Raw genomic sequence first — 21,804 nt, 5'->3', positions numbered from 1 at the left:
TCATCCCTTCACCGCCCCCGCGCTGAAGCCGGTGATCAGCCACTTCTGGATGAAGGCGAAGACGATCACCACGGGCACGGCCGCGACGATGCCGCCCGCGGCGAGCGCGCCGAGGTCGACGCTGTCCGCGCTCATCAGGGTGTTGAGGCCGACCGGGATCGTCTGCTTGCTCTGGTCGGAGAGGAACATCAGGGCGAAGAGGAAGTGGTTCCAGGCGTGCACGAAGGCGAAGGAGCCGACGGCGATCAACCCGGGCCGCAGCAGCGGGAGGACGACGATGCGGAACGCGGCGAAGCGGTTGCAGCCGTCGACCCAGGCGGCCTCCTCCAGGGACTGCGGGACGTTCCGGATGAAGCCGCTGATCAGGATCATCGACAGCGGGAGCTGGAAGACGGTCTCCGCGATGATGACGCTGCCGAGCGAGTTGATCATCTGGAGCTTGGCGAAGATCTGGAACAGCGGGACCAACAGCAGGGCGCCCGGCACGAATTGGGAGCAGAGCAGGGCCAGCATGAAGACGCGTTTGATCCTGAACTCGAAACGGGCCAGCGCGTAGCCGCCGGCCAGGGCGACGACCGTGGTGAGGAAGAGCGTGGCCACGCCGACGTAGACGCTGTTCTGGAAGTAGACGCCGAAGCTGCGTTCCGTCCACACCTTCTGGAAGTGGTCGAGGGTCATCGGCCAGGGCACCAGGGAGGTCGAACCGGCCGGGCGGAACGCGAAGAGCAGGATCCAGTAGAAGGGGATCAGGGTGAAGACGAGGTAGATGCCGAGGGGGACGTAGATCTGCCAGCGCGGGACCTCGTCCCAGGCACGGCGGGCCTTGCGCGGCTGGTGCGGTGTGGTGGTCTCCCGCTCGCGGGCCGGGGCGATCTCGGTGATCACTTGTCACCGCCTCCGAACTTGCTCAGGCGCAGATAGATGATCGAGAAGAAGAGAAGGATGACGAAGGCGACCGTGGTGAGGGCCGACGCGTAGCCGAAGTTGTGGGCCTCAACGCTGGTGTTGGCGACGTAGAGCGGGAGCGTGGTCGTCTCGCCGGCCGGGCCACCGCCGGTCAGGGTGTAGAGGAGGTCGACATTGTTGAACTCCCAGACCGCGCGCAGGAGTGTGGAGAGGACGATCGCGTCCTTGAGGTGCGGCAGGGTGATGTGGAGGAACTGCTTGAAGCGGCTGGCCCCGTCGACCTCGGCGGCCTCGTAGAGGTCCTTCGAGACGGACTGGAGGTCGGCCAGGATGAGGATCGCGAAGAAGGGGACGCCCCGCCAGAGGTCCGCAACCACCGCTGCGGAGAAGACGGTTGAGGGGTCAGAGAGCCAACTCGTGCCGTACTGGCCGATTCCCATGTCCGCGAGGTAACGGGTCACGCCCGTCTGGGAGTTGTAGAGCAGCACCCAGATCGCGGAGGTCAACACGCCTGACACGGCCCAGGGGGAGAAGACCAGTGCGCGGCCGATGGATCGTCCTACGAAGGTCTGGTTGACGATCAGTGCGAGGGCCAGCCCGAAGAGGAGTTGGAGGCCCACCTCCACGACGACCCATTTGGCGCTGAAGGTCAACGTGTCCCAGAACTGGGGGTCGTTGGTGAAGGCGTGGGTGAAGTTGTCGAGGCCCGCGAAGCCGTTGCGCCACGGTTTGGTGGGGTTGTAGTTCTGGAGGCTGTAGTAGAAGACGCTGATGACCGGGTAGGCGATGAAGCCCAGCATGAGCAGCGCGGCCGGGGCGATCAGCAGATACGGGAGCCTGCGCGGGGTCGCGGAGGCACGGCGCCGCCGGGGTGGCGCGGGCGGTTTCGCCACGGCTGCGGCTTGGGCCATGACTGTTCTCCGTTCGGTACGGGACGCTCAGTACAGGACGCTCGGTGCGGGAAGCTCGGTGCGGGAAGCTCGGTGCGGGAAGCTCGGTGCGAGCACAGGAAGCGCTTGCTCGACCGGCGTGCGAAGAGAGGGCGTGCTCAACCGGCGTAGGGGTCCGGCACCTTGCCCGGCCGGGCCAGGAACTCGAAGTCGCAGCCGGTGTCCGCCTGGGTGATCTGGTCGTTGTAGAGCGCGCCGTAGCCGCGCTCGTACCGTGCGGGCGGCGGTGTCCACTCCGCCCTGCGGCGCGCCAACTCCTCGTCGTCCACGTTGAGTTGGAGGGTGCGGGCCTCGACGTCCAGGGTGATGGTGTCCCCCGTGTGCACGAGGGCGAGCGGTCCGCCGACATACGACTCGGGTGCGATGTGCAGCACGCACGCGCCGTAACTCGTGCCGCTCATGCGGGCGTCGGAGATGCGGACCATGTCCCGGACGCCCTGCTTGAGGAGGTGGTCGGGGAGCGGGAGCATGCCGTACTCGGGCATGCCGGGGCCGCCCTTGGGGCCCGCGTTGCGCAGCACCAGCACGCTGTCGGCGGTGATGTCCAACTCCGGGTCGTTGATGGTGCGTTGCATGGTCCGGTAGTCGTCGAAGACGACCGCGGGGCCGGTGTGCTTGAGCAGGTGCGGTTCGGCTGCGATGTGCTTGATGACGGCGCCGTCCGGGCAGAGGTTGCCGCGCAGGACGGCGACTCCGCCCTCGCTCGCCACCGGGTTGTCGCGGGTACGGATCACGTCGTCGTTGTGGACCCGCGCGCCCGCGAGCTGTTCGCGCAGGGTGTCGTGGGAGACGGTCGGGCGGTCGAGGTGGAGCAGGTCGGTGATCCGGGAGAGGAAGCCGGGCAGGCCGCCGGCGAAGTGGAAGTCCTCCATGAGGTACGTCTGTCCGCCGGGGCGTACGTTCGCGAGGACCGGGACCGTGCGGGCGATGCGGTCGAAGTCGTCGAGCGTGAGGTGGACGCCTGCGCGGCCTGCCATGGCGATGAGGTGGATCACGGCGTTGGTGGAGCCGCCGAGGCCGAGGACGGTGGTGACCGCGTCCTCGAAGGCGTCCTGGGTGAGGATCGACGAGAGAACACGCCCCTTGTGGACTTGTTCAACGATCCTCATGCCTGATTGTGCCGCCATCCGATCGTGGCCCGAGTCAACGGCGGGGATGCTCGACGCGCCCGGCACGGTCACGCCCAACGCCTCGGCCGCGGCCGTCAGCGTGGACGCGGTCCCCATGGTCATGCAGTGACCGGGCGAGCGCGCTAGGCCGCTCTCCAGTTCGGTCATCTCGCAGTCGCCGATGAGGCCGGCGCGCTTGTCGTCCCAGTACTTCCACATGTCGGTGCCGGAGCCGAGGATCTCGTTGCGCCAGTGGCCCGGCAGCATCGGTCCGGCGGGGACGAAGACGGTGGGCAGATCGACACTGGCCGCACCCATGAGCAGCGCGGGGGTCGACTTGTCGCAGCCGCCCATGAGGACGGCGCCGTCCACGGGGTACGACCGCAGCAGTTCCTCGGTCTCCATGGCGAGGAGGTTGCGGTAGAGCATCGGGGTCGGCTTCTGGAAGGTCTCGCTGAGCGTCGAGACGGGGAACTCCAGCGGGAAGCCGCCCGCCTGCCACACGCCCCGTTTGACCGCCTGGGCGCGGTCACGGAGGTGCACATGACAGGGATTGATGTCCGACCAGGTGTTGAGGATCGCGATGACGGGCTTGCCGAGGTGTTCCTCGGGGAGGTAGCCGAGCTGGCGGGTGCGGGCCCGGTGGCTGAAGGAGCGCAGCCCGTCGGTGCCGTACCACTGGTGGCTTCTGAGCTCTTCCGGTGCCTTCATATGGACCATCCGGCGGCTATCGCGGCGACCTCGGCGCGCTCGCTCTCGGGCAGGGGCTTGCTGGGGGGCCGTACGTCGCGGCGGCACAGGCCGAGGGACGCAAGCGCTTCCTTGACGATCGTGACGTTGTTCGCCGAGCCGTTCGCGGCCCTTAGTTCCTCGAATCGGCGGATCTGTTCCCAGACCTTCATCGCCCCGGGGTAGTCGCCCGATCGAAGCGCTTCGATCATGTTCAGCGAGACGGACGGGGCGACGTTCACGAGCCCGGACGTGAAGCCGGTGGCGCCCGCCGAGAAGTAGGAGGGGGCGTACGGTTCGGCCAACCCGGCCACCCATACGAAGCGTTCGAGGCCCGCGTCCCGGGCGAAGGCGGCGAAGCGGGCCGCGTCGGGGACGGCGTACTTGACGCCGATGACGTTCGGGCAGTCGTCGGCTAGTTCGGCGAGGCGGGCGCCGAGGAGTTGGGCGTTGCGGATGTACGGGACGACGCCCAGGTCGGGCACGGCCTCGGCGATGGCGCGGTGGTAGTCGACCCAGCCGTCCTGCGAGACGTAGGGGTGGACGGGCTGATGGACCATCACCATCCGGGCGCCGTGGTCGCGGGCGTGCCGGGCGGAGGCGATGGCGGTGGGGACGTCGTGGCCGACGCCGACGAGGACGGCGGCGCGGGTGCCCGCCTCGTCGATGGTCAACTCCGTTACGAGTTGGCGTTCTTGGGGCGTGAGGGCGTAGAACTCGCCGGTGTTGCCGTTCGGCGTGAGGATGCCGATCCCGCTGTCGAGCAGGCGGCGCAGCAGGGTCCGGTGGGTGTCCTGGTCGACGGTGCCGTCCGCGGCGAACGGGGTCACCGGGATCGCCACCACGTCTGCCAGGGCGGCCCGTTGGGCCTCGAACGCCGCTGTCATGCCTGACCGTCCTCTCCCTGGGTGCCCGACCCGGTGCCGGATCCCTGTCCCAATCCCTGTTCCAATCCCTGTCCCAACTCGGGGCCGGGGAACGCTCGTTGCACGAACGACGCGATGTGGGCGTGCAGCGCGGTCGCGGCGGCGTCCGCGTCGCCGTCGAGGGCGAGCCGCAGGATCTCGCGGTGTTCGCCGGCCTCCCGTTCCCACGAGGGCGAGGCGGCCCAGGCGACGGCGGAGACGAGGGCGGCCTGGTCGCGGACCTCGTCGAGCATCCGGCCGAGCAGCGGGTTGCCGCACGGCAGGTACAGGGCGCGGTGGAACTCCCGGTTGGCGAGGGAGCGTTCGGCGGTGTCGGTGGCCTCGTCGGCGCGGGTCAGCGCCTCGCGGGCGGCGTCCAGGGAGGCGCCCAGTCGTACGGCCCGTCGTAGCGCCTCGGGTTCGAGGAGCAGCCGGACGTCGTACACCTCGCGCGCCATGTCCGCGTCCACCATGCGCACCGTGACGCCCTTGTACTGGTTCATCACGACGAGCCCGGTGCCGGCCAGGGTCTTGAGCGCCTCGCGCACCGGGGTCTTGGACACCCCGAACTGTGCGGCGAGTTCGGTCTCGACCAGTGGCTGACCCGGCGTCAACTGCCCGGTGAGGATGCGGTGTTTGATCCCTTCCAGCACGAACTGCGTACGGGACGGGATCGGCGTGGGCACAGAGGTCATGCGCGCCTCTCGGATCTCACATATCGCGTCTCATATATGACGTACGAAGTACGACGCGTTGAAGGTAGGAGCGGCCCGGTGTTTCGTCAATGCTTCTGACAGAAGAACCAGAAAGCGCTTCACATGGTCTCGCCGCATGGTCGTACTCACATGGTCTTGGTGACACCTTCGAGCGCGGCCGAGGTGCGGCCGGGGAAGATCGCGGCGGCGCGTTCCAGGGCCGCTTCCCTGGTGAGGGTGGGTCCCACGTGGGTGATGAGGAGTTCGCGCGCGCCCTTGGCGCAGGCGCCGGCGTCCTCGGGCGTGAGGTGTACTTGGCGTTCGCCTTCGCGATGCCGGTCGATGTCGGCCTCGCAGAGGAACACGTCTGCGCCGCCCGCGAGTTCGGACAGCGCCTCGCAGGGTCCGCTGTCCCCGGAGTAGCCGAGGACACTCCCCTGGCACTCGGCGCGCAGCCCGTACGCCTCGGTGTCGTGGACGACGGCGCGTGCGGTGAGGCGGAGGTTCCAGTGCCGGACGGAGTGGCCGTCGTAGAGCGGGCGGAAGTCGAAGACACCGCTCAGGAACCGCACGTCCGGCTGCCCGAAGAAGCCGGCGAGGCGGCGGGCGCAGTCCTGCGGGGCGTAGAGCGGGATCGGGGCGGCCGGGGTCATCCCGCCGAAGGCGAATGCGTAGGCCGCGGCGAGGAGATCGGCGCTGTGGTCGGCGTGCAGATGCGAGATCCAGATCGCGGTGAGCCGCGCCGGGTCCGTGTGCCGCTGCAACTCCGCGAACGTTCCGGTGCCCGCGTCCACCCACACCTCGGCGCCGCCGCCGCGCAGCAGGTACCCGGAGCAGGGGCGGCCGGGGCGTGGATGCGGGGAGGCGGTGCCGAGGATCGTGAGACTGAGAGGCATGGTGGGGAAGAGTACGGTTCCGGAGCCCGTGGTACTCACAGTTCGGGACGTTCCACCACGCCAGGCCGTCCCGGGGGCGAGAATGCCGCGGTCAGTACTCTGACGCGGCCCGCCGCGGCTGGCGGCCCATCTGCGAGCCGTCCACGACGTCGCGCGTCACCTGGTCGACTGGGTCGAACAGCACTGCCCCGCCGCGCTGTTCGACCGCGAGGCGGTGCTCTTCGGGGCGGCGGAGGCGGGACGGGATCTTCTGCTGCGCCACGGCATCGGCCCGGAGTTGGCGCGCTTCGCCGCGACGCACGCCTCGTGGGGGCGGCCGGGCGTCGGTCTGGAGGACCTCCTGGTGAGCCTCGCCGACAAGGTGTGGAAGAACAAGCGGGTCGCCGAGCTGGAGGATCTCGTCGTGGCCCGGCTGGCCGGGGCGAGCGGCCGGGCGGTGTGGGAGGAGTTCATGGCGCTCGACGAGGTCCTCGCCCGCATCGGCGACGGGGCGGACGAACGGCTGGCGTTCCAGGCGTCGTTCCCCACGCGGGGCTGAGGGCGCCGGTCTACGGTTTCCAGCCGGGATCCCGTCCGCTGAGGCCCACCGCCCGGTCCAGGAGCGGGGCGTCCGCCGGTACCGGGACCACCGGTCCGAAGATGCCCCCGCCGCCGGTCGGGTCCTCGGCCGCCGCGAGCAGGAAGGTGTACGAGGCCTGGAGCGCGGCGGGGTCGGGGTCGTAGGGCTGGCCGGTGGCGCGGGCCAAGTCCCAGCCGTGGACGACCAGTTCGTCGGCCACGACGGCGGCGGCGATCTCGCCGGGGAGATCGATGCCGCCCGCGCGGGTCATGCCGGTCCAGGCGGCCGGGTCGCGCCAGGCCTCGGCGAGGCCGTCGAGGATCTTGGGGAAGTCCTCGCGCCAGCCGGGGCCGATGTCGGAGGCGGCGGTGTCCGGCGCGGTGTCCGTCATGACGCCCAGGTCCTTGCGCGCGGCGTCGCGGAAGGCGACGGACAGGCCGAGCAGGTGTCCCAGCATGTTGCGTACGGCGGTGCCGGGGCACGGGGTGACGTCTCTGAGCTGCTCGTCGGTGACGCCCTCCACGAGCCGGGCGACGACACGGGTCTGCGGGCCGAGGTCGAAGATGTTGTCGGTCATGCGCTTCCCTTCCGGGGATCGGTCCTCACTCAGGGGTAGACCGACGGCGGCCCGGGAACTCATCGCCCGGCCCCGGATGAGTCGCGGCGCGTTTCTAGGGCACCTGCCCGATGCCGTACCCCCGGCCTTAGACCCACGATGACCAGGCATGACGACGAACTGGGCGGTGGCCCGCATCCTGCGGGACCGCAATGCGGGGCTGTACTTCACGGGTGTGGTGGTGTCCGCCTTCGGCACGTCCGCGCTGGGGCTCGCGGCCGGTGTGTGGGTGAAGGACCTCAGCGGCTCGAACGGTCTGGCCGCGCTGTGCGTGTTCGCGGTCTGGGCGCCGACGCTGGGCGGCCCGGTCCTCGGCACGATCGCCGACCGGGTCCGCCGCAAGCCCCTGCTGATCCGGACGAACCTCGCCCTGGCCGCGCTCCTCCTCACCCTCTTCACGGTCGACTCCCGCGCCGACCTGTGGCTCCTGTTCACCGTCCTGTTCGTCTACGGCGCCGTCATGGTCGTCCAGGACCCCGCCGAGTCGGCCCTGGTCACCGCCGTGGTGGACCGGGATCTCCTCGGTGACTTCAACGGGCTGCGGATGTCGGCGGTGGAGGGCATGAAGCTGGTCGCGCCGCTGACGGGCGCGGGCCTGTACACGGCGTTCGGCGGGCCCGCGGTGGCCTGTCTGGACGCGGTGACGATCGTACTGGCGGCGGGTCTGTGGCTGTTCGTGCGCGTGCGCGAGGAGCGGCCCCGGCGCCCCGCCGGCGACTGGCGGGCCCAAACCGCCGAGGGCGTCCGCGAGTTGTGGGGAAGTCCCCGGCTGCGCCCGCTGGTCCTGGCGAGCGGGACGATGATGTTCCTCGCCTCCCTGAGCAGCTCGTCGAACTACGCGATCGTCGAGGGCCTGGGGCACGCGCCCGCCTACACGGGGGTGCTGTACGCGGTCCAGGGCGTCGGCTCGGTCTCGGTCGGACTGGTCTCCGGGCCCGCGCTACGACGGCTCGGCGAGCGGCGGTTCGGGGCGGCCGGGATCGTCGCCGCGGCGGCCGGGGTGGCCGCGCGGGCGGTGCCGTCCGACCCGGTGGTCCTGGTGGGCAACGCGGCGATCGGCCTGGGGCTCCCGTGCGTGCTGATCGCCGCGTTCACCGCCGTGCAGCGCGAGGTGCCGGGGGCGCTGCTGGGCCGGGCGACCGCCACCGCCAACACGCTGATCTTCACACCGAACGTGATCGGCCTGGCGGCGGGGGCGGCCCTGGTCGAACTGGTCGACTACCGCGGGCTGTTGATCGCCACCGGCCTGGCGTTGCTCACGACCGGCGCCGCACTGGCGCTGCTCGCGACGGCGCCGCCCGCGACCGGGTCTACCACCACCACTACCAGTTCTGGTAGTTGCCGCCGTTGCAGGCCAGCGGGTAGGCGTTGCCCGCGTCGTTGCTGTCCAGGCAGATGCCGACGTAGGGACTATCGACGGGCGAATCGGGGGCAAACCTGAAGTGGCTGCCCTGTGACGGGTCTCAGAGCCCGCTCAACGCCTCCCGCACCTCCGACAGGTCCCCGTCCGACGCCAACCCCGCGTGATACAGGCGCAGTTCGGTCGCCCCGAGGCCGCGCGCCCGTGCCGCGTCCGCCGCGAGTGCCCCCGGGCGTCCGCCCATCCCGGAGACCACCGTGAAGTTGGCGGCCAACACCCGTCCGTCCAGGCCCTGTTCGGCGAACGGGGTCAGCAGGCCCGCGCCGCCCGTGCAGGGGACGACCACACCGTCCGCCACCGAGAGGATGTGCCCGGGGTCCACGCCGGCGTTGGCACCGCAGTGGTACGACTCCGGGTCCGCGTGCAGCAGCACCTGGAAGTCGGCGGGTGCGGCGGCCCGGACCGCGGCGACCGCCGTCTCCTGGAGTGTGCGGGCCCGGTCGTCGCGCCATGCGCGCGTGGCCGTCGCGTTCGCCTCGCCGAGGAGTTTCCCGACCCCCGCCCAGCCGCCGTCGGAGGGCGCCCCCTGCCACACCGGTCCCAGCGCGGCGCGTACCGTCGCCGCCAACTCCTCGGCGTCGACGCCCTGTTCGCCGTAGCCCTGGCGGCAGGTCGGACAGAAGCACAGGGACATCAGGTACTGGCCCGCGTCCCCCAGGGGGATTCCGCCGGTCTTGTCGTGGGCGTGCAGATGGGCGAGGCCGTACCAGCCCAGGGACTCCAGTTCGGTGCCGTGCGCGCCGGGGCGTACGGCCGCTTCGGCGGCGAGGTCTACGAGGTACGCGCGCGTGGCCGGTTGGGCGATGCAGGGTGCCCAGGGGTAGCGGTCGCCGTAGGCGTTGACCACCGAGGTGTCCGGATGGTCCGCGCCCAGGCGGGAGTTGTGGGCGAGCACGACCCAGGTGTGCACCTCCAGGCCCGCCTCGGCGAGGGCGGCGGCGGCCTCCCCGTAGGCGTCGCCCGGCGCCCAGTCACCGGCCTCGTACGGCCTCAACTCCCGTCCCTGCCAACGGGAGTCCGGCGGGTACAGGACGGCCGCGTGTTCGGCGGTGACGACGCGGTGGCGGGGGTGGCGGGGGGTCAACGCGCGCGTGGAGTGGTACGCGGCGGCCAAGGTCGCCTGCTGGACTCCGAGTCCGGCGATCCTGCCGCCCGCCTCCGGGTCGCCGTTGACGTCCCAGGGATAGACGAACGCCGATGCCTTCACGCGCCCGCCTCCATCCGTGACTCGATCAACGTATAGCCGCGCTCGATGAGTTGGGCCAGCTGTTTGACATGATCCTCGGTCGGTTCGGTCAGCGGCGGGCGCACCTCGCCGACGTCCAGACCGCGCATCCGTACGCCCGCCTTGACGAGCGAGACCGCGTAACCGCGTCCCTGGGCGCGCAGTTCGACGAACGGCCGGTAGAAGCCGTCCAGGAGGCGGTTGGCCGTGGTGTCGTCGCCGGTCGCGAGGGCCCGGTGGAAGGCGAGCGCGATCTCGGGCACGAAGCAGAACACGGCGGACGAGTAGAGGGTGATGCCGATGCCGCGGTAGGCGAGCTGGGTCTGTTCGGCGGTGGGCAGTCCGTTGAAGTACAGGAAGTCGTCCGGGACTTCGGTGCGTACGGTGCTCACGATCCGCTGCATCAGGTCGAGGTCGCCGAGGCCGTCCTTGAAGCCGATGATCCCCTCGGTGCGGGCGAGTTCGACGACCGTGGCCGGGGTGAACACGGCGTTGTCGCGCTGGTAGACGATGACGGGCAGCGCGGTCGACGCGGCCACCTCCCGGTAGTGCCGCAGCAGTCCCTCCTGTCCGGCGACCACCAGGTACGGCGGCATCGCGAGCAGCCCGTCCGCCCCCGCGGCCTCCGCGAGCCGTGCGTACCGTACGGCGAGCGCGGTGCCGTAGCCCGCGCCCGCGACCACCGGTACCCGGCCCCCGGTCGCCTCCACGGCGGCCCGTACGCACGCCTCGAACTCCTCGGGCAGCAGCGCGTGGAACTCCCCGGTGCCGCAGCACGCGAACACGGCGGCGGCACCGGCCTCGACGCCCTGGCGGACATGCGCGCGGTACACGTCGAGATCGACGGCGCCGTCGGGGCCGTACGCGGTGACGGGGAAGAACAGCGGCCCGCTGGGGATACTGAGCCGGTCGGCGAGAGGGGCTGGCGTCACGGGCTCTCCCTTGAAACAGGCGCGTGCGTTCTTCTGATCAACGTCTACATTTCTGAACAGCTCCACCCTAAGGATCTGCCTCAGGGTGGGTCAAGCAGGCAAATGAGCAAGAAGGAAGCGGATTTCCCAGGTCCACGCCACACTTGACGGGCATGGTGACCGATCTTTAGCGTGTCTATGAATGTGAATGATGTTCATGGATGAAGCCGCCAACCCTAGGAGACCGAGGATGCCCGCTCCCCGCACCGTTCTGCTCACCGGCGCCGCAGGCGGGCTCGGCACCCTGATGCGGGAGCTGCTCCCCGCGTACGGCTACGAGCTGCGGCTGCTCGATCTGCGCCCGATCGAGGGCGAGCCGGACGCGATCACCGCCGACCTCTCCGACAAGGCGGCACTCCGCGAGGCCGTGCGGGGCGTCGACGCGATCATCCATCTCGCCGGCATCTCCCTGGAATCCTCCTTCGACAAGATCCTCGCGTCGAACATCGAGGGCACGTACAACCTCTACGAGGCCGCCCGCGAGGAGGGTGTCCCCCGCGTCGTCTTCGCCTCCTCCAACCACGCGGTCGGCTACACCCCGCGCCCGCAGGGCGACGACCCCCTCATCCCCATCGACACCCCGCACCGCCCCGACACCTTCTACGGCCTGTCGAAGTCCTTCGGCGAGGACCTGGCGCAGCTCTACTGGGACAAGCACCGCCTGGAGACCGTCTCCGTGCGCATCGGTTCCTGTTTCCCGGAGCCCAGCAGTGTGCGGATGCTGTCGATCTGGATGAGCCCGGCCGACGGCGCCCGTCTCTTCCACGCGGCCCTGACCGCCGAGGACGTACGGCACACGGTCGTCTACGGCTCCTCCGCGAACACCCGTCTGTGGTGGGACCTGTCGACCGCGCGGGCGCTCGGTTACGAGCCGCGGGACGACTCCGAGCCGTACGCCGAGAAGCTGATCGCCGAGCAGGGCGAGCTGGAGCCGGGCGTCGAGGCGCACGCCTATCTCGGCGGCCACTTCGTGAACGACCCGCCGATCTGGCCGTACTAGCCGGAAAGCCGTACTGACCGGAAAAGGGACTCCAGGACGACGGGCGGGCACCGAACGGGCCCGCCCGTCGGCGTGTTCGGGCACGGACGCTGCCCGATCCCACGCCCCGGCGGACAGCCGTGCAGGTCCGCGACGGGCACACCGCGCGGTAAACGGTCACACACGGGCAGCATCGGGCGTGCAACAGGCCTGGTCAGTGCCGCGCACCCGCTGTAGAACTTCCCCCAAGGGTCCCACCGGGCCCGAACGGGCAGTACTCCGGGTGAGCGGGAAGGCGGTGTCGGCCATGGGGACGAGTTCGGCGGAAGAACGTCAGCGGGAGATCGTGCGCGCCGCGCGCCGCACCGGCTCGGTCGACGTCACCGCGCTCGCCACCGAGCTGGGCGTGGCCAAGGAGACCGTACGACGCGATCTGCGGGCCCTGGAGGACCACGGGCTGGTCCGCAGGACCCATGGCGGGGCCTACCCCGTGGAAAGCGCCGGTTTCGAGACGACGCTCGCCTTCCGCGCCACCAGCCATGTCCCGGAGAAGCGCCGGATCGCGGTCGCCGCGGCCGAACTGCTCGGGGACGCCGAGACGGTCTTCGTCGACGAGGGCTTCACCCCCCAGCTCATCGCCGAGGCGCTGCCCAGGGACCGGCCGCTGACCGTGGTCACCGCGTCCCTGCCCGTGGCGGGCGTGCTCGCCGAGTCGGAGAACACCTCGGTGCTGCTGCTCGGCGGCCGGGTCCGGCACGGCACTCTCGCCACCGTGGACCACTGGACGACGAAGATGCTCGCCGGCTTCGTCCTCGACCTCGCCTTCATCGGCGCCAACGGCATCTCCCGCGAGCACGGCCTGACCACACCCGACCCCGCCGTGAGCGAGGTCAAGGCGCAGGCCATCCGCGCCGCCCGGCGCACCGTGTTCGCGGGTGTGCACACCAAGTTCGGGGCGGTCAGTTTCTGTAGGTTCGCCGAGATCGGCGCCCTGGAGACGATCGTCACGAGCACGCTGCTCCCGTCGGCCGAAGCTCACCGGTACTCACTTCTGGGGCCACAGGTCATCCGCGTCTAGCACGCCGTTTGAAATTCCAACTCACTCACCAGGGGTGTGCCATTCCCGTGCGCACCCTTTTTCTCCCGATATATGCAGGAGCGATCCATGCGAACCCAGAGCCGACGACGGCCGCCGCGAGCCACGCTCGCCCTGGCCGCCGTAGGGACGCTGCTCGCCCCGCTGCTCTCCGGCTGCTGGGTCGGAGCGGGCGGCGCCGGATCAGGCGGCAACTCGATCAACGTCCTGATGGTCAACAACCCCCAGATGACCGAACTCCAGAAGCTGGCCCCGCACTTCACGAAGGAGACCGGCATCAAGGTCAACTTCACGGTGCTGCCGGAGAACGACGTCCGCGACAAGATCAGCCAGGACTTCGCCAACCAGGCGGGCCAGTACGACGTGGCGACCCTCTCCAACTACGAGATCCCGATCTACGCCCGCAACGGCTGGCTGCACGAGATGGACTCGTACGTCGCCAAGGACCCCGCCTACGACGAGCAGGACATCCTCAAGCCGATGCGGGAGTCCCTGACCGCGGACGACGGCAAGCTCTACGGGCAGCCGTTCTACGGCGAGTCGTCCTTCCTGATGTACCGCAAGGACGTGCTCGCCGCGAAGGGCCTCACCATGCCCGCGCACCCGACCTGGAACCAGGTGGCCGACATAGCCGCCAAGGTCGACGGCGCCCAGTCCGGCATGAAGGGCATCTGCCTGCGCGGGCTGCCCGGTTGGGGCGAGTTGATGGCCCCGCTGACCACCGTCGTGAACACCTTCGGGGGCACCTGGTTCACCAAGGACTGGAAGGCGCAGCTCGACTCCCCCGCGTTCGAACAGGCGACGAAGTTCTATGTCGACCTCGTCCGCAAGCACGGCGAGTCCGGGGCGGCCCAGTCCGGTTTCGCCGAGTGCCTCAACAACATCACGCAGAGCAAGGTCGCCATGTGGTACGACGCCACCTCGGCGGCGGGCTCGCTGGAGGCCAAGGGCTCCCCGGTGAAGGGAAAGATCGGCTACGTCCCGGCGCCGGTCGAGAAGACCGACTCCTCGGGCTGGCTCTACACGTGGGCCTGGGGCATCCAGAAGGCGTCCCACAACTCCGACAAGGCCTGGAAGTTCGTGTCCTGGGCGTCAAGCAAGGAGTACGAGCAGCTGGTCGGCGAGACGGACGGCTGGGCCAACGTGCCGGCCGGGAAGCGCGCCTCGACGTACACGAACCCCGAGTACGTGAAGGAGGCCGCCGCCTTCCAGGAGCAGACGAAGGAGGCCATCGAGGGCGCCAAGCCCAACGACCCGGGGGTGCAGCCGCGGCCCGCGCCCGGCATCCAGTTCGTCGACATCCCCGAGTTCACCGACCTCGGCACGAAGGTCTCCCAGGAGATCAGTTCGGCCATCGCCGGACGCCAGTCCGTCGACTCGGCCCTGAAGAAGTCCCAGAAGCTCGCCGAGAAGATCTCCAAGGAGTACGAGGGACGATGACCGCCACGACAACGGCCCGTCTGGCCGCCGCTCCGACCCGCACCGCGCGCCCGCCCTCGGACAGGCTGCGCGCCTGGGCCACCCGCGCCCCGCTGCTCCCCGCCCTGGTCTTCATGATCGTCGTGACCCAACTCCCGTTCGTGGCCACGCTGGTGATCTCCTTCTTCGACTGGAACGCGCTCTATCCGAAGGCCCGCCACTTCACCGGCGTCGACAACTACCAGCAGGTCCTCAGCGACCCCGACCTGCGCCACTCGGTGTGGACGACCGTCCTGCTCACCGTCGCGGTGGTGCTGGCCAGCCTGGTCCTGGGCCTGCTGCTCGCGCTGCTCCTGGACCGGAGGTTCCGCGGCCGGGGCTTCGTCCGCACCCTGCTGATCGCGCCGTTCCTGGTGGTGCCGGTGGCCGCGGCCCTGCTCTGGAAGCATGTGCTCTACAACCCTGAATACGGCCTGCTCAATGGGCTGTTGCACTATGTGGGCGGACCGCAGCCGGACTGGATCTCCAACACCCCGCTGCTCGCGGTAGAGGCATCCCTGGTGTGGCAGTGGACGCCGTTCATGATGCTGATCCTGCTGGCCGGGCTCCAGAGCCGCGACCACCAGCAGATCGAGGCCGCGAAGGTCGACGGCGCGAGCGACTGGCAGGTCTTCCGCTATCTGACGCTGCCGCATCTGCGCCGCTATCTCGAACTCGGCGCCCTGCTCGGCTCGATCTACATCGTGCAGAACTTCGACGCGGTCTTCACCATCACGTCCGGCGGCCTGGGCACCGCCAACCTGCCCTACACCGTCTACCAGAGCTTCTACCAGGCCCACGAGAACGGCCTCGCCTCGGCGGCCGGCGTCCTGGTCGTCATCGGCTCGATCATCATCGCGACCTTCGCCCTGCGCGTCGTGTCGTCCCTGTTCCGAGAGGAGGCGTCCCGCGCATGAGCAGCACGAGCAGCATCGCCGTACGCGCGCGTGCCCGCCGCAAAGGCTCGGGCCTGGGCCTGGTGGCCTGGCTCCTGGGCATCGTGTTCTTCCTGCCCATCGCCTGGATGGCGCTGACGTCCTTCCACTCGGAGACCGACGCGGCGACCAACCCGCCGTCCTTCGGGGCCGCCCTCACCCTGGACGGCTACCGGGAGTTCTTCGGCACCGGCGGCGGCGCGAGCCCCTGGCCCGCGCTGGTCAACTCCCTTGTCGCGTCCGTGGCTTCGACGCTCTTCGTGCTGCTGCTGGCGTTCCCGGCGGCCTACGCGCTGTCGATCCGCCCGGTCAAGAAGTGGACCGACGTCCTGTTCTTCTTCCTGTCCACGAAGATGCTCCCGGTGGTGGCGGGCCTGCTGCCGATCTACCTGTTCGCGAAGAACGCCGGGATGCTGGACAACATCTGGCTCCTGGTCATCCTCTACACCTCGATGAACCTGCCGATCGCGGTGTGGATGATGCAGTCCTTCCTCGCCGAGGTCCCGGTCGCCGTCATCGAGGCGGCACAGATCGACGGTGCCCGGCTGCCGACCATCCTCGCGCGCGTGGTGGCCCCGATCGCCCTCCCGGGGATCGCGGCGACAGCCCTCATCTGCTTCATCTTCAGCTGGAACGAGCTGCTGTTCGCCCGAGTCCTCACGGGGGTCGTCGCCGAGACCGCGCCCGTGTTCCTGACCGGCTTCATCACCAGCCAGGGCCTGTTCCTGGCGAAGGTGTGCGCCGCGTCGCTCGTCATCTCCCTGCCGGTGCTCGCCGCGGGGTTCGCCGCCCAGGACAAGCTGGTCCAGGGCCTCTCCCTGGGAGCCGTCAAATGAAGGCCGCCGTCATCGAGTCCGTGGGCCGCGCCGTCGTCACCGAGGTCCCGGACCCGACGCCTGGCCCCCGCGAGGTCGTCGTCGAGGTCGCCGCGTGCGGGTTGTGCGGCACCGATCTGCACATCCTCCAGGGCGAGTTCGCGCCCAAACTGCCGATCGTGCCGGGCCATGAGTTCGCGGGCGAGATCGTCGCGGTCGGCACCCAGGTCACCGAGGTCTCGGTCGGCGACCAGGTGGCCGTAGATCCATCTCTCTACTGCTACGAGTGCCGGCAGTGCCGCAACGGCCACAACAACCTCTGCGAACGCTGGGCCGCGATCGGCGTCACCACGGCGGGCGGCGCCGCCCAGTACGCGGTCGCCCCCGTGGCGAACTGCGTCAAGCTCCCCGAGCACGTACGCACCGAGGACGCGGCCCTGATCGAACCGCTCTCCTGCGCGGTGCGCGGCTACGACGTCCTCAAGTCCCGCCTGGGCGCGCACGTCCTGATCTACGGCTCCGGGACCATGGGCCTGATGATGCTGGAGCTGGCCAAGCGCACCGGCGCGGCGAGCGTCGACATTGTGGACCTGAACCCGGCCCGCCTGGAGACGGCCCGCACGCTCGGGGTCTCCGGGTCGGCGGCGAACGCGGACGAGCTGGACCGGCCGCGGGGCTGGGACCTCGTGATCGACGCGACCGGCAACGCGGCGGCGATCCAGGACGGCCTGGACCGGGTGGCGAAGGCGGGCACGTTCCTCCAGTTCGGGGTGGCCGACTACGCGACCCGGGTGTCGATCGACCCGTACCGGATCTACAACCAGGAGATCACCATCACCGGCTCGATGGCCGTGCTGCACAGCTTCGAGCGGGCGGCGGAGCTGTTCGCGAACGGGGTCCTCGATCCCGGGATCTTCATCAGCGACCGGATCGAGCTGGAGCGGTATCCGGAGGCTCTGGAGCAGTTCGCGGCGGGGGTGGGACGGAAGATCGTGGTGATTCCCTAGGGAGTCGGCGGTAATCGACGGGATTCGGGCCGGTAGTTCCAAGGCTTGGCAATTGGTCCCTTGGTAAGGGAACGGCAAAATGGTCTCGGTCGTTCACGAGGCATGACAGCTATGACCCCCGGCTCGAACATCCCTCTCTCCGCCGCGCGCGTGACGGTGGACGTCGCCGCCCCGGTGCGGCTCGACGTATCGGGCCTGCTGCTCACGGGCGACGGCAAGGTGCGCTCCGACGACGACTTCATCTTCTACAACCAGCCGACGGGCCCCGGCGTGACCTACCGCTCCGGCGGCGGTACGGCACCCGACGCGATCATCGTCGACACCGGCGCCGTCCCGCCGGGCATCGAGAAGATCGTCGTCACCGCCAGCCCGGACGCGGCAGGCCAGAGCTTCCAGGGCGTCGAGCCCACGGCGACGATCCGGAACGCGGACGACAACAGCGTCCTGGGCACCTTCACGCCCCCGCAGCTCGGCGCCGAGACGGCACTCGTGGTCGTGGAGATCTATCTGCGCAACGGCGCCTGGAAGGCCCGCGCGGTCGGCCAGGGCTACGCCAACGGCCTGGCGGGCATCGCCACGGACTTCGGCGTCTCGGTGGAGGAACCGGCTCCGGTCGCCGCCCCGGTGGCTCCGCCCGCCCCCGTGACGCGGGCCCCTGTGGCGCCTCCGGTGCCCGCCGCTCCCCCGGCCCCGCCCGCCGCGCCCCCGCTCGGCGCCGGGAAGATCAACCTGGACAAGGGCCGCGTCAGCCTCCAGAAGAACCAGACGGTGTCCCTGGTCAAGGGCGGTCGCGCGCTCCTCTCCCAGGTCAAGATGGGCCTCGGCTGGGAGCCCGCGTTCCGCGGCAAGGACATCGACCTGGACGCCTCGGTCATCGCCTACGGCCCGCAGCGCAACCACGTCGACAGCTGCTACTTCGGCAAACTGTCGATCCTGAACGGCGCGATCAAGCACTCCGGCGACAACCTCACGGGCGAGGGCGGCGGTGACGACGAGGTGATCGTGGTCGACCTCGGCCGCATCCCCCAGGACGTCACCGGCCTGGTCTTCACGGTCAACTCCTTCTCCGGCCAGAAGTTCACCGAGGTGGCCAAGGCCTACTGCCGCCTCCTGGACGCCGCGACCGGCGAGGAACTGGTCCGCTTCGACCTCACCAACGCCGAGGCCCAGACCGGCGTCATGATGGCCAAGCTCGTCAAGCAGTTCTCCGGCGAATGGGACATGACCGCGATGGGCGACTTCGTGAAGTCCCGCACGGTACGCGGCATGGTGAAGCCGGCGGCACAGTCCCTGTAAGCACTCCTACGACCGCTGCGGGCGCCCCTGATCCGGGGGCGCCCGGCGTTGTTCATTCCCCCTGGGCCGCGGCGGGCCGTAGCCCGTCCGTCAGCAGGGACAGATAGCGGCGGATGTGCTTCCCCTGGCCGTTCGCCAACTCCGAGGCCGTGGACACCCCGTGGGCCAGTCGCAGGACCTCGATCGGCTCGATGTCCTGACGCAGGGTGCCCTCCTGCTGCGCCGCCTCGACCAGTCGCTGTGCCGCGCCCTTCATGTGTGTGCCGCAGACCGTGAGGGTGACATTGGTGCCGTCCGAAACGGCCGAGCCCAACAGGGCCTTCATTCCCCGCACTTGGATCGTCCCGACGCACACCTCGTACAGCCACTCGGCCAGCGCCTCGCCCGGCGGCAGTTCCTTCGCGAGCTCGTCGGCGCGGGTGCCGAGCGCCTCGATCCGGTCGACGTAGGCCGCCTCCAGCAGGTCCTGCCGGGTCGGGAAGTGCCGGTAGAGCGTGCCGGAGCCGACGCCGGCGCGCTTGGCGATGTCGTCGAGCGACGCGTTCTCCCCGTGTTCGGCGAACGCCTCGGCCGCCACCTTCAGCAGGCGCTCGTAGTTGCGCCGAGCGTCCGCGCGCATGGGCCTGACCTGCGTCATCCAGATACTCCTTGCGAACCGGGGACTCTCTCCGTATCTTACCGAGTACTAAACGGAGACAGTCCCCGCTTACCGTTGTGTTCGTGACGGGCAGTCCGCGCTGCCCGCACGCCTTCAGCCGGGGACGCCAGACCGGGAGAACTCCATGTCCACCCCGTCCGCACCGTCCACCACCCATGCTCTCTCCGCGCCACCCGGGCCCGCCAGGCTCGGCACCGTCCTCTTCGTCGTCGTGACCGCCTACCTGATGGTCGGCGTCGACTCCACCGTCGTGAACGTCGCACTGCCCGACATCCAGAAGGACCTCGGCTTCAGCCCCACCGGCCTGTCCTGGGTCCTCAACGCCTACACCCTCGCCTTCGGCGGGCTGCTCCTGCTGGGCAGCCGGGTCGGCGACATCGTCGGCCGCCGCCGGACCCTCACGATTGGCGTGCTGCTCTTCGCCTCGTCCTCACTGCTCGGCGGACTGGCCACCGACAGCATCTGGCTGCTCGCGGCCCGGGCGCTCCAGGGCCTGGGCGCCGCGCTCATCGCGCCCAACACCCTCGCCCTGATCACCACCAACTTCCCGGAGGGCCCGCGCCGCCACCACGCGCTCGGCATCTACACGTCCATGGCGGGCATCGGCGCCTCGATAGGTCTGGTCGTCGGCGGCATGCTCACCTCGTGGGCGTCCTGGCGCTGGTCGCTGCTGATCAACGTGCCGATCGGCGCGGCCGTGGCCCTGGCACTCCCCCGCTTCGTGGGCGAAACCCCGCGCCACGCGGGCCGGTTCGACGCGGCGGGCGCACTCACCGGCACCGCCGGGATGACCTCGCTGGTGTACGCGTTCATCCGGGTCTCCTCGGACGGCTGGGGCGATCTCCAGGCGCAGTTGGGCTTCAGCGCGGCGGCGGCCCTGCTGGTGAGCTTCACCCTGGTCGAGTCCCGCGCCGACCAGCCGATCATGCCGCTGCACCTGTTCGCGAGCCGCAACCGGGCGGGCGGCTACGCGGGCGTCCTGCTGCTGCCGGCGGGGATGTTCGGCGCGTTCTACTTCCTCACGCTGATCTGCCAACGGGTCCTGGACTACAGCCCGTTGCGCGCGGGGTTCGCCTTCCTGCCGCTGACCCTGGCGCTGTTCACGGTCGTACGATTCGTACCGCGCCTGCTGGCCCGCTTCGGCGCCAAGCCGGTCCTGCTCACCGGCATGGCCCTGCTCGCCACCTCGGCGGGCTGGCTCTCGCAACTCCGCACCGGTGACGGCTACTTGACCGGTCTCCTCGGCCCGCTCGTCCTGATGGGCGTGGGCGTCGGCCTCAGCTTCATGCCGCTCAACGCGACGATCCTCGCGGGCATCGAGCCGCGCGAGGCGGGCGCCGCGTCGGGCCTGCTCCAGACCCTCCAGTGGCTCGGCGGCACCCTCGGACTGTCCGTCCTGGTCACCGTCTTCGGCACGGCGACCCGGCACGCGACCGGATCGCCGTCCGACATCCTCGTCCCGCGCGTTCGCCGTCGGCGCGCTGATCGCCCTGACCGCGCTCCTGGTGTCGGCGTTCGTGATCACCGGCAGGAAGAAACCCGAGCCTGGCGTCTAGAACAGCGCGCTGTACGCGTTCAGCGCGGGCTGGCCACCGAGGTGGGCGTAGAGCACGGTGGAGTCCCGGCCGATCTCGCCGCGCGCGACCAGATCGATCATCCCGGCCATCGACTTGCCCTCGTACACGGGGTCGGTGACCATCCCCTCGGTGCGGGCGGCGAGGCGCATCGCCTCCAGGGTGGTCTCGTCCGGGATGCCGTAGACACCGGCGTGGTAGCGGTCGTCCAGTTCGACGTCGTCGACGGTCAACTCCCGCTTGACCCCGATCAGTTGGGCAGTGCCGTGCGCGATGCGGGCCACCTGTTCGCGGGTCTCGGCGGGCTTGGCCGACGCGTCGATGCCGAGCACGCGGCGCTCACGCCCGCCCGCCTCCTCCAGCGCCCGGAACCCGGCGACCATGCCCGCCTGCGTGGAGCCGGTCACCGAGCACACCACCACGGTGTCGAAGAAGACGCCCAACTCCCGCTCCTGCTCGGCGACTTCGTGGGCCCAGTTGGCGAAGCCGAGGCCGCCGAGCGGGTGGTCGGAGGCGCCGGCCGGGATCGCGTACGGCTTGCCGCCGCTCTCCTCGACCTCGCGCAGCGCCTGCTCCCAGCTCTCCTTGAAGCCGATGCCGAACCCGGCCTTCACCAGCCGTACGTCCGCTCCGGCGAGCCGGCTGATCAGGATGTTGCCGACCTTGTCGTACACAGAGTCGGGCCACTCCACCCAACTCTCCTGGATCAGCACGCACTTGAGCCCGGCTCGGGCGGCACAGGCGGCGACCTGGCGGGTGTGGTTGGACTGCACACCGCCGATCGACACGAGGGTGTCGCAGCCCTTCGCGAGGGCGTCGGCGACGAGGTACTCCAGCTTGCGCGTCTTGTTCCCGCCGTACGCCACACCGGAGTTGCAGTCCTCGCGCTTGGCCCAGAGGGCGGCGCCGCCGAGGTGGGCGGTGAGGCGCTCCAGCGGGTGGACGGGCGAGGGGCCGAAGAGGAGGGGGTAACGGTCGTACGAGGAAAGGGACATGGGATCTCCA

The 21,804-nt window shown here is 70.0% G+C and carries 20 protein-coding genes and 1 pseudogene; 10 read left to right on the top strand and 11 right to left on the bottom strand.

Features of this window, described 5'->3' with window-relative positions; translation table 11 throughout:
* From ACWIHT_RS18445 to ACWIHT_RS18420, 6 genes are all read right to left on the bottom strand, one after another.
* Entirely contained in the window at positions 1–885 is an 885-nt protein-coding gene (locus ACWIHT_RS18445) for a carbohydrate ABC transporter permease (RefSeq protein ID WP_456169155.1), read from the bottom strand.
* Complete coding sequence (locus ACWIHT_RS18440; RefSeq protein WP_200713566.1) at positions 882–1,817, bottom strand: carbohydrate ABC transporter permease; 936 nt, start codon at positions 1,815–1,817, stop codon at positions 882–884. The genes ACWIHT_RS18445 and ACWIHT_RS18440 overlap by 4 nt, the downstream gene beginning before the upstream one ends.
* Before the next feature lie 137 nt (positions 1,818–1,954).
* Positions 1,955–3,685 carry an L-arabinonate dehydratase gene (araD, locus tag ACWIHT_RS18435; protein ID WP_456169154.1) on the bottom strand — a complete coding sequence of 577 codons (1,731 nt, stop codon included), beginning with the start codon at positions 3,683–3,685 and terminating at the stop codon, positions 1,955–1,957.
* The gene (locus tag ACWIHT_RS18430; protein WP_456169153.1) at positions 3,673–4,581 is read right to left on the bottom strand and encodes a dihydrodipicolinate synthase family protein; all 909 of its coding nucleotides are present in this window, start codon (positions 4,579–4,581) and stop codon (positions 3,673–3,675) included. The genes araD and ACWIHT_RS18430 overlap by 13 nt, the downstream gene beginning before the upstream one ends.
* A complete protein-coding gene (locus ACWIHT_RS18425) occupies positions 4,578–5,294 on the bottom strand; it encodes a GntR family transcriptional regulator (protein WP_456169152.1) in 717 nt (238 codons plus the stop codon). The genes ACWIHT_RS18430 and ACWIHT_RS18425 overlap by 4 nt, the downstream gene beginning before the upstream one ends.
* A gap of 146 nt (positions 5,295–5,440) precedes the next feature.
* The gene (locus tag ACWIHT_RS18420; protein ID WP_456169151.1) at positions 5,441–6,190 is read right to left on the bottom strand and encodes an MBL fold metallo-hydrolase; all 750 of its coding nucleotides are present in this window, start codon (positions 6,188–6,190) and stop codon (positions 5,441–5,443) included.
* Positions 6,191–6,308: 118 nt separating this feature from the next.
* Between ACWIHT_RS18420 and ACWIHT_RS18415 the strand changes: the two genes are divergently transcribed.
* Complete coding sequence (locus tag ACWIHT_RS18415) at positions 6,309–6,728, top strand: phosphohydrolase (protein ID WP_456169280.1); 420 nt, start codon at positions 6,309–6,311, stop codon at positions 6,726–6,728.
* A 10-nt stretch (positions 6,729–6,738) separates the two neighbouring features.
* Here ACWIHT_RS18415 and ACWIHT_RS18410 read toward each other — a convergent pair whose 3' ends face one another.
* Positions 6,739–7,326: a TIGR03086 family metal-binding protein gene (locus ACWIHT_RS18410; protein ID WP_456169150.1), complete on the bottom strand. Its 588-nt coding sequence runs from the start codon at positions 7,324–7,326 to the stop codon at positions 6,739–6,741.
* 148 nt (positions 7,327–7,474) lie between these two features.
* On the opposite strand from ACWIHT_RS18410, the gene ACWIHT_RS18405 reads away from it, so the two are divergent.
* Entirely contained in the window at positions 7,475–8,806 is a 1,332-nt protein-coding gene (locus ACWIHT_RS18405) for an MFS transporter (RefSeq protein ID WP_456169149.1), read from the top strand.
* A 22-nt stretch (positions 8,807–8,828) separates the two neighbouring features.
* Here the strand turns inward: ACWIHT_RS18405 and ACWIHT_RS18400 are convergent, their stop codons facing one another.
* Both ACWIHT_RS18400 and ACWIHT_RS18395 read right to left on the bottom strand, forming a co-directional pair.
* Positions 8,829–9,992 carry a hypothetical protein gene (locus ACWIHT_RS18400; protein ID WP_456169148.1) on the bottom strand — a complete coding sequence of 388 codons (1,164 nt, stop codon included), beginning with the start codon at positions 9,990–9,992 and terminating at the stop codon, positions 8,829–8,831.
* Positions 9,989–10,942, bottom strand: coding sequence for a 5-dehydro-4-deoxyglucarate dehydratase (locus tag ACWIHT_RS18395; RefSeq protein ID WP_456169147.1), 954 nt, complete (start codon positions 10,940–10,942; stop codon positions 9,989–9,991). The genes ACWIHT_RS18400 and ACWIHT_RS18395 overlap by 4 nt, the downstream gene beginning before the upstream one ends.
* Positions 10,943–11,171: 229 nt before the next feature.
* On the opposite strand from ACWIHT_RS18395, the gene ACWIHT_RS18390 reads away from it, so the two are divergent.
* The 7 genes from ACWIHT_RS18390 (at position 11,172) to ACWIHT_RS18360 (ending at position 18,567) form a co-directional block, all read left to right on the top strand.
* Positions 11,172–11,981, top strand: a complete 810-nt coding sequence (locus ACWIHT_RS18390) for an NAD-dependent epimerase/dehydratase family protein (RefSeq protein ID WP_456169146.1) — start codon at positions 11,172–11,174, stop codon at positions 11,979–11,981.
* 286 nt (positions 11,982–12,267) lie between these two features.
* Positions 12,268–13,038, top strand: a complete 771-nt coding sequence (locus tag ACWIHT_RS18385; protein WP_450511259.1) for a DeoR/GlpR family DNA-binding transcription regulator — start codon at positions 12,268–12,270, stop codon at positions 13,036–13,038.
* 87 nt (positions 13,039–13,125) lie between these two features.
* A complete protein-coding gene (locus ACWIHT_RS18380; RefSeq protein WP_456169145.1) occupies positions 13,126–14,496 on the top strand; it encodes an ABC transporter substrate-binding protein in 1,371 nt (456 codons plus the stop codon).
* Positions 14,493–15,431 (top strand): carbohydrate ABC transporter permease, encoded by a 939-nt coding sequence (locus tag ACWIHT_RS18375; protein WP_456169144.1) that lies wholly within the window; start codon positions 14,493–14,495, stop codon positions 15,429–15,431. Before ACWIHT_RS18380 ends, ACWIHT_RS18375 begins: the two co-directional genes overlap by 4 nt.
* Complete coding sequence (locus ACWIHT_RS18370; protein WP_456169143.1) at positions 15,428–16,285, top strand: carbohydrate ABC transporter permease; 858 nt, start codon at positions 15,428–15,430, stop codon at positions 16,283–16,285. Before ACWIHT_RS18375 ends, ACWIHT_RS18370 begins: the two co-directional genes overlap by 4 nt.
* Entirely contained in the window at positions 16,282–17,271 is a 990-nt protein-coding gene (locus tag ACWIHT_RS18365; protein WP_456169142.1) for a zinc-dependent alcohol dehydrogenase family protein, read from the top strand. Before ACWIHT_RS18370 ends, ACWIHT_RS18365 begins: the two co-directional genes overlap by 4 nt.
* Before the next feature lie 111 nt (positions 17,272–17,382).
* Positions 17,383–18,567 carry a TerD family protein gene (locus ACWIHT_RS18360; protein WP_456169279.1) on the top strand — a complete coding sequence of 395 codons (1,185 nt, stop codon included), beginning with the start codon at positions 17,383–17,385 and terminating at the stop codon, positions 18,565–18,567.
* 52 nt (positions 18,568–18,619) lie between these two features.
* Here ACWIHT_RS18360 and ACWIHT_RS18355 read toward each other — a convergent pair whose 3' ends face one another.
* Entirely contained in the window at positions 18,620–19,204 is a 585-nt protein-coding gene (locus tag ACWIHT_RS18355; protein ID WP_456169141.1) for a TetR/AcrR family transcriptional regulator, read from the bottom strand.
* A gap of 145 nt (positions 19,205–19,349) precedes the next feature.
* On the opposite strand from ACWIHT_RS18355, the pseudogene ACWIHT_RS18350 reads away from it, so the two are divergent.
* Positions 19,350–20,781 (top strand): annotated as a pseudogene (locus ACWIHT_RS18350) (MFS transporter).
* Here ACWIHT_RS18350 and ACWIHT_RS18345 read toward each other — a convergent pair.
* Positions 20,778–21,794 carry a 1-aminocyclopropane-1-carboxylate deaminase gene (locus ACWIHT_RS18345; RefSeq protein ID WP_456169140.1) on the bottom strand — a complete coding sequence of 339 codons (1,017 nt, stop codon included), beginning with the start codon at positions 21,792–21,794 and terminating at the stop codon, positions 20,778–20,780. The pseudogene ACWIHT_RS18350 and the gene ACWIHT_RS18345 sit on opposite strands and share 4 nt — an antisense overlap.
* Positions 21,795–21,804: the final 10 nt, after the last annotated feature.

The sequence above is a fragment of the Streptomyces sp. NPDC002276 genome, from assembly GCF_053891435.1.
This window is presented reverse-complemented; position numbering and strand designations above follow the sequence as displayed.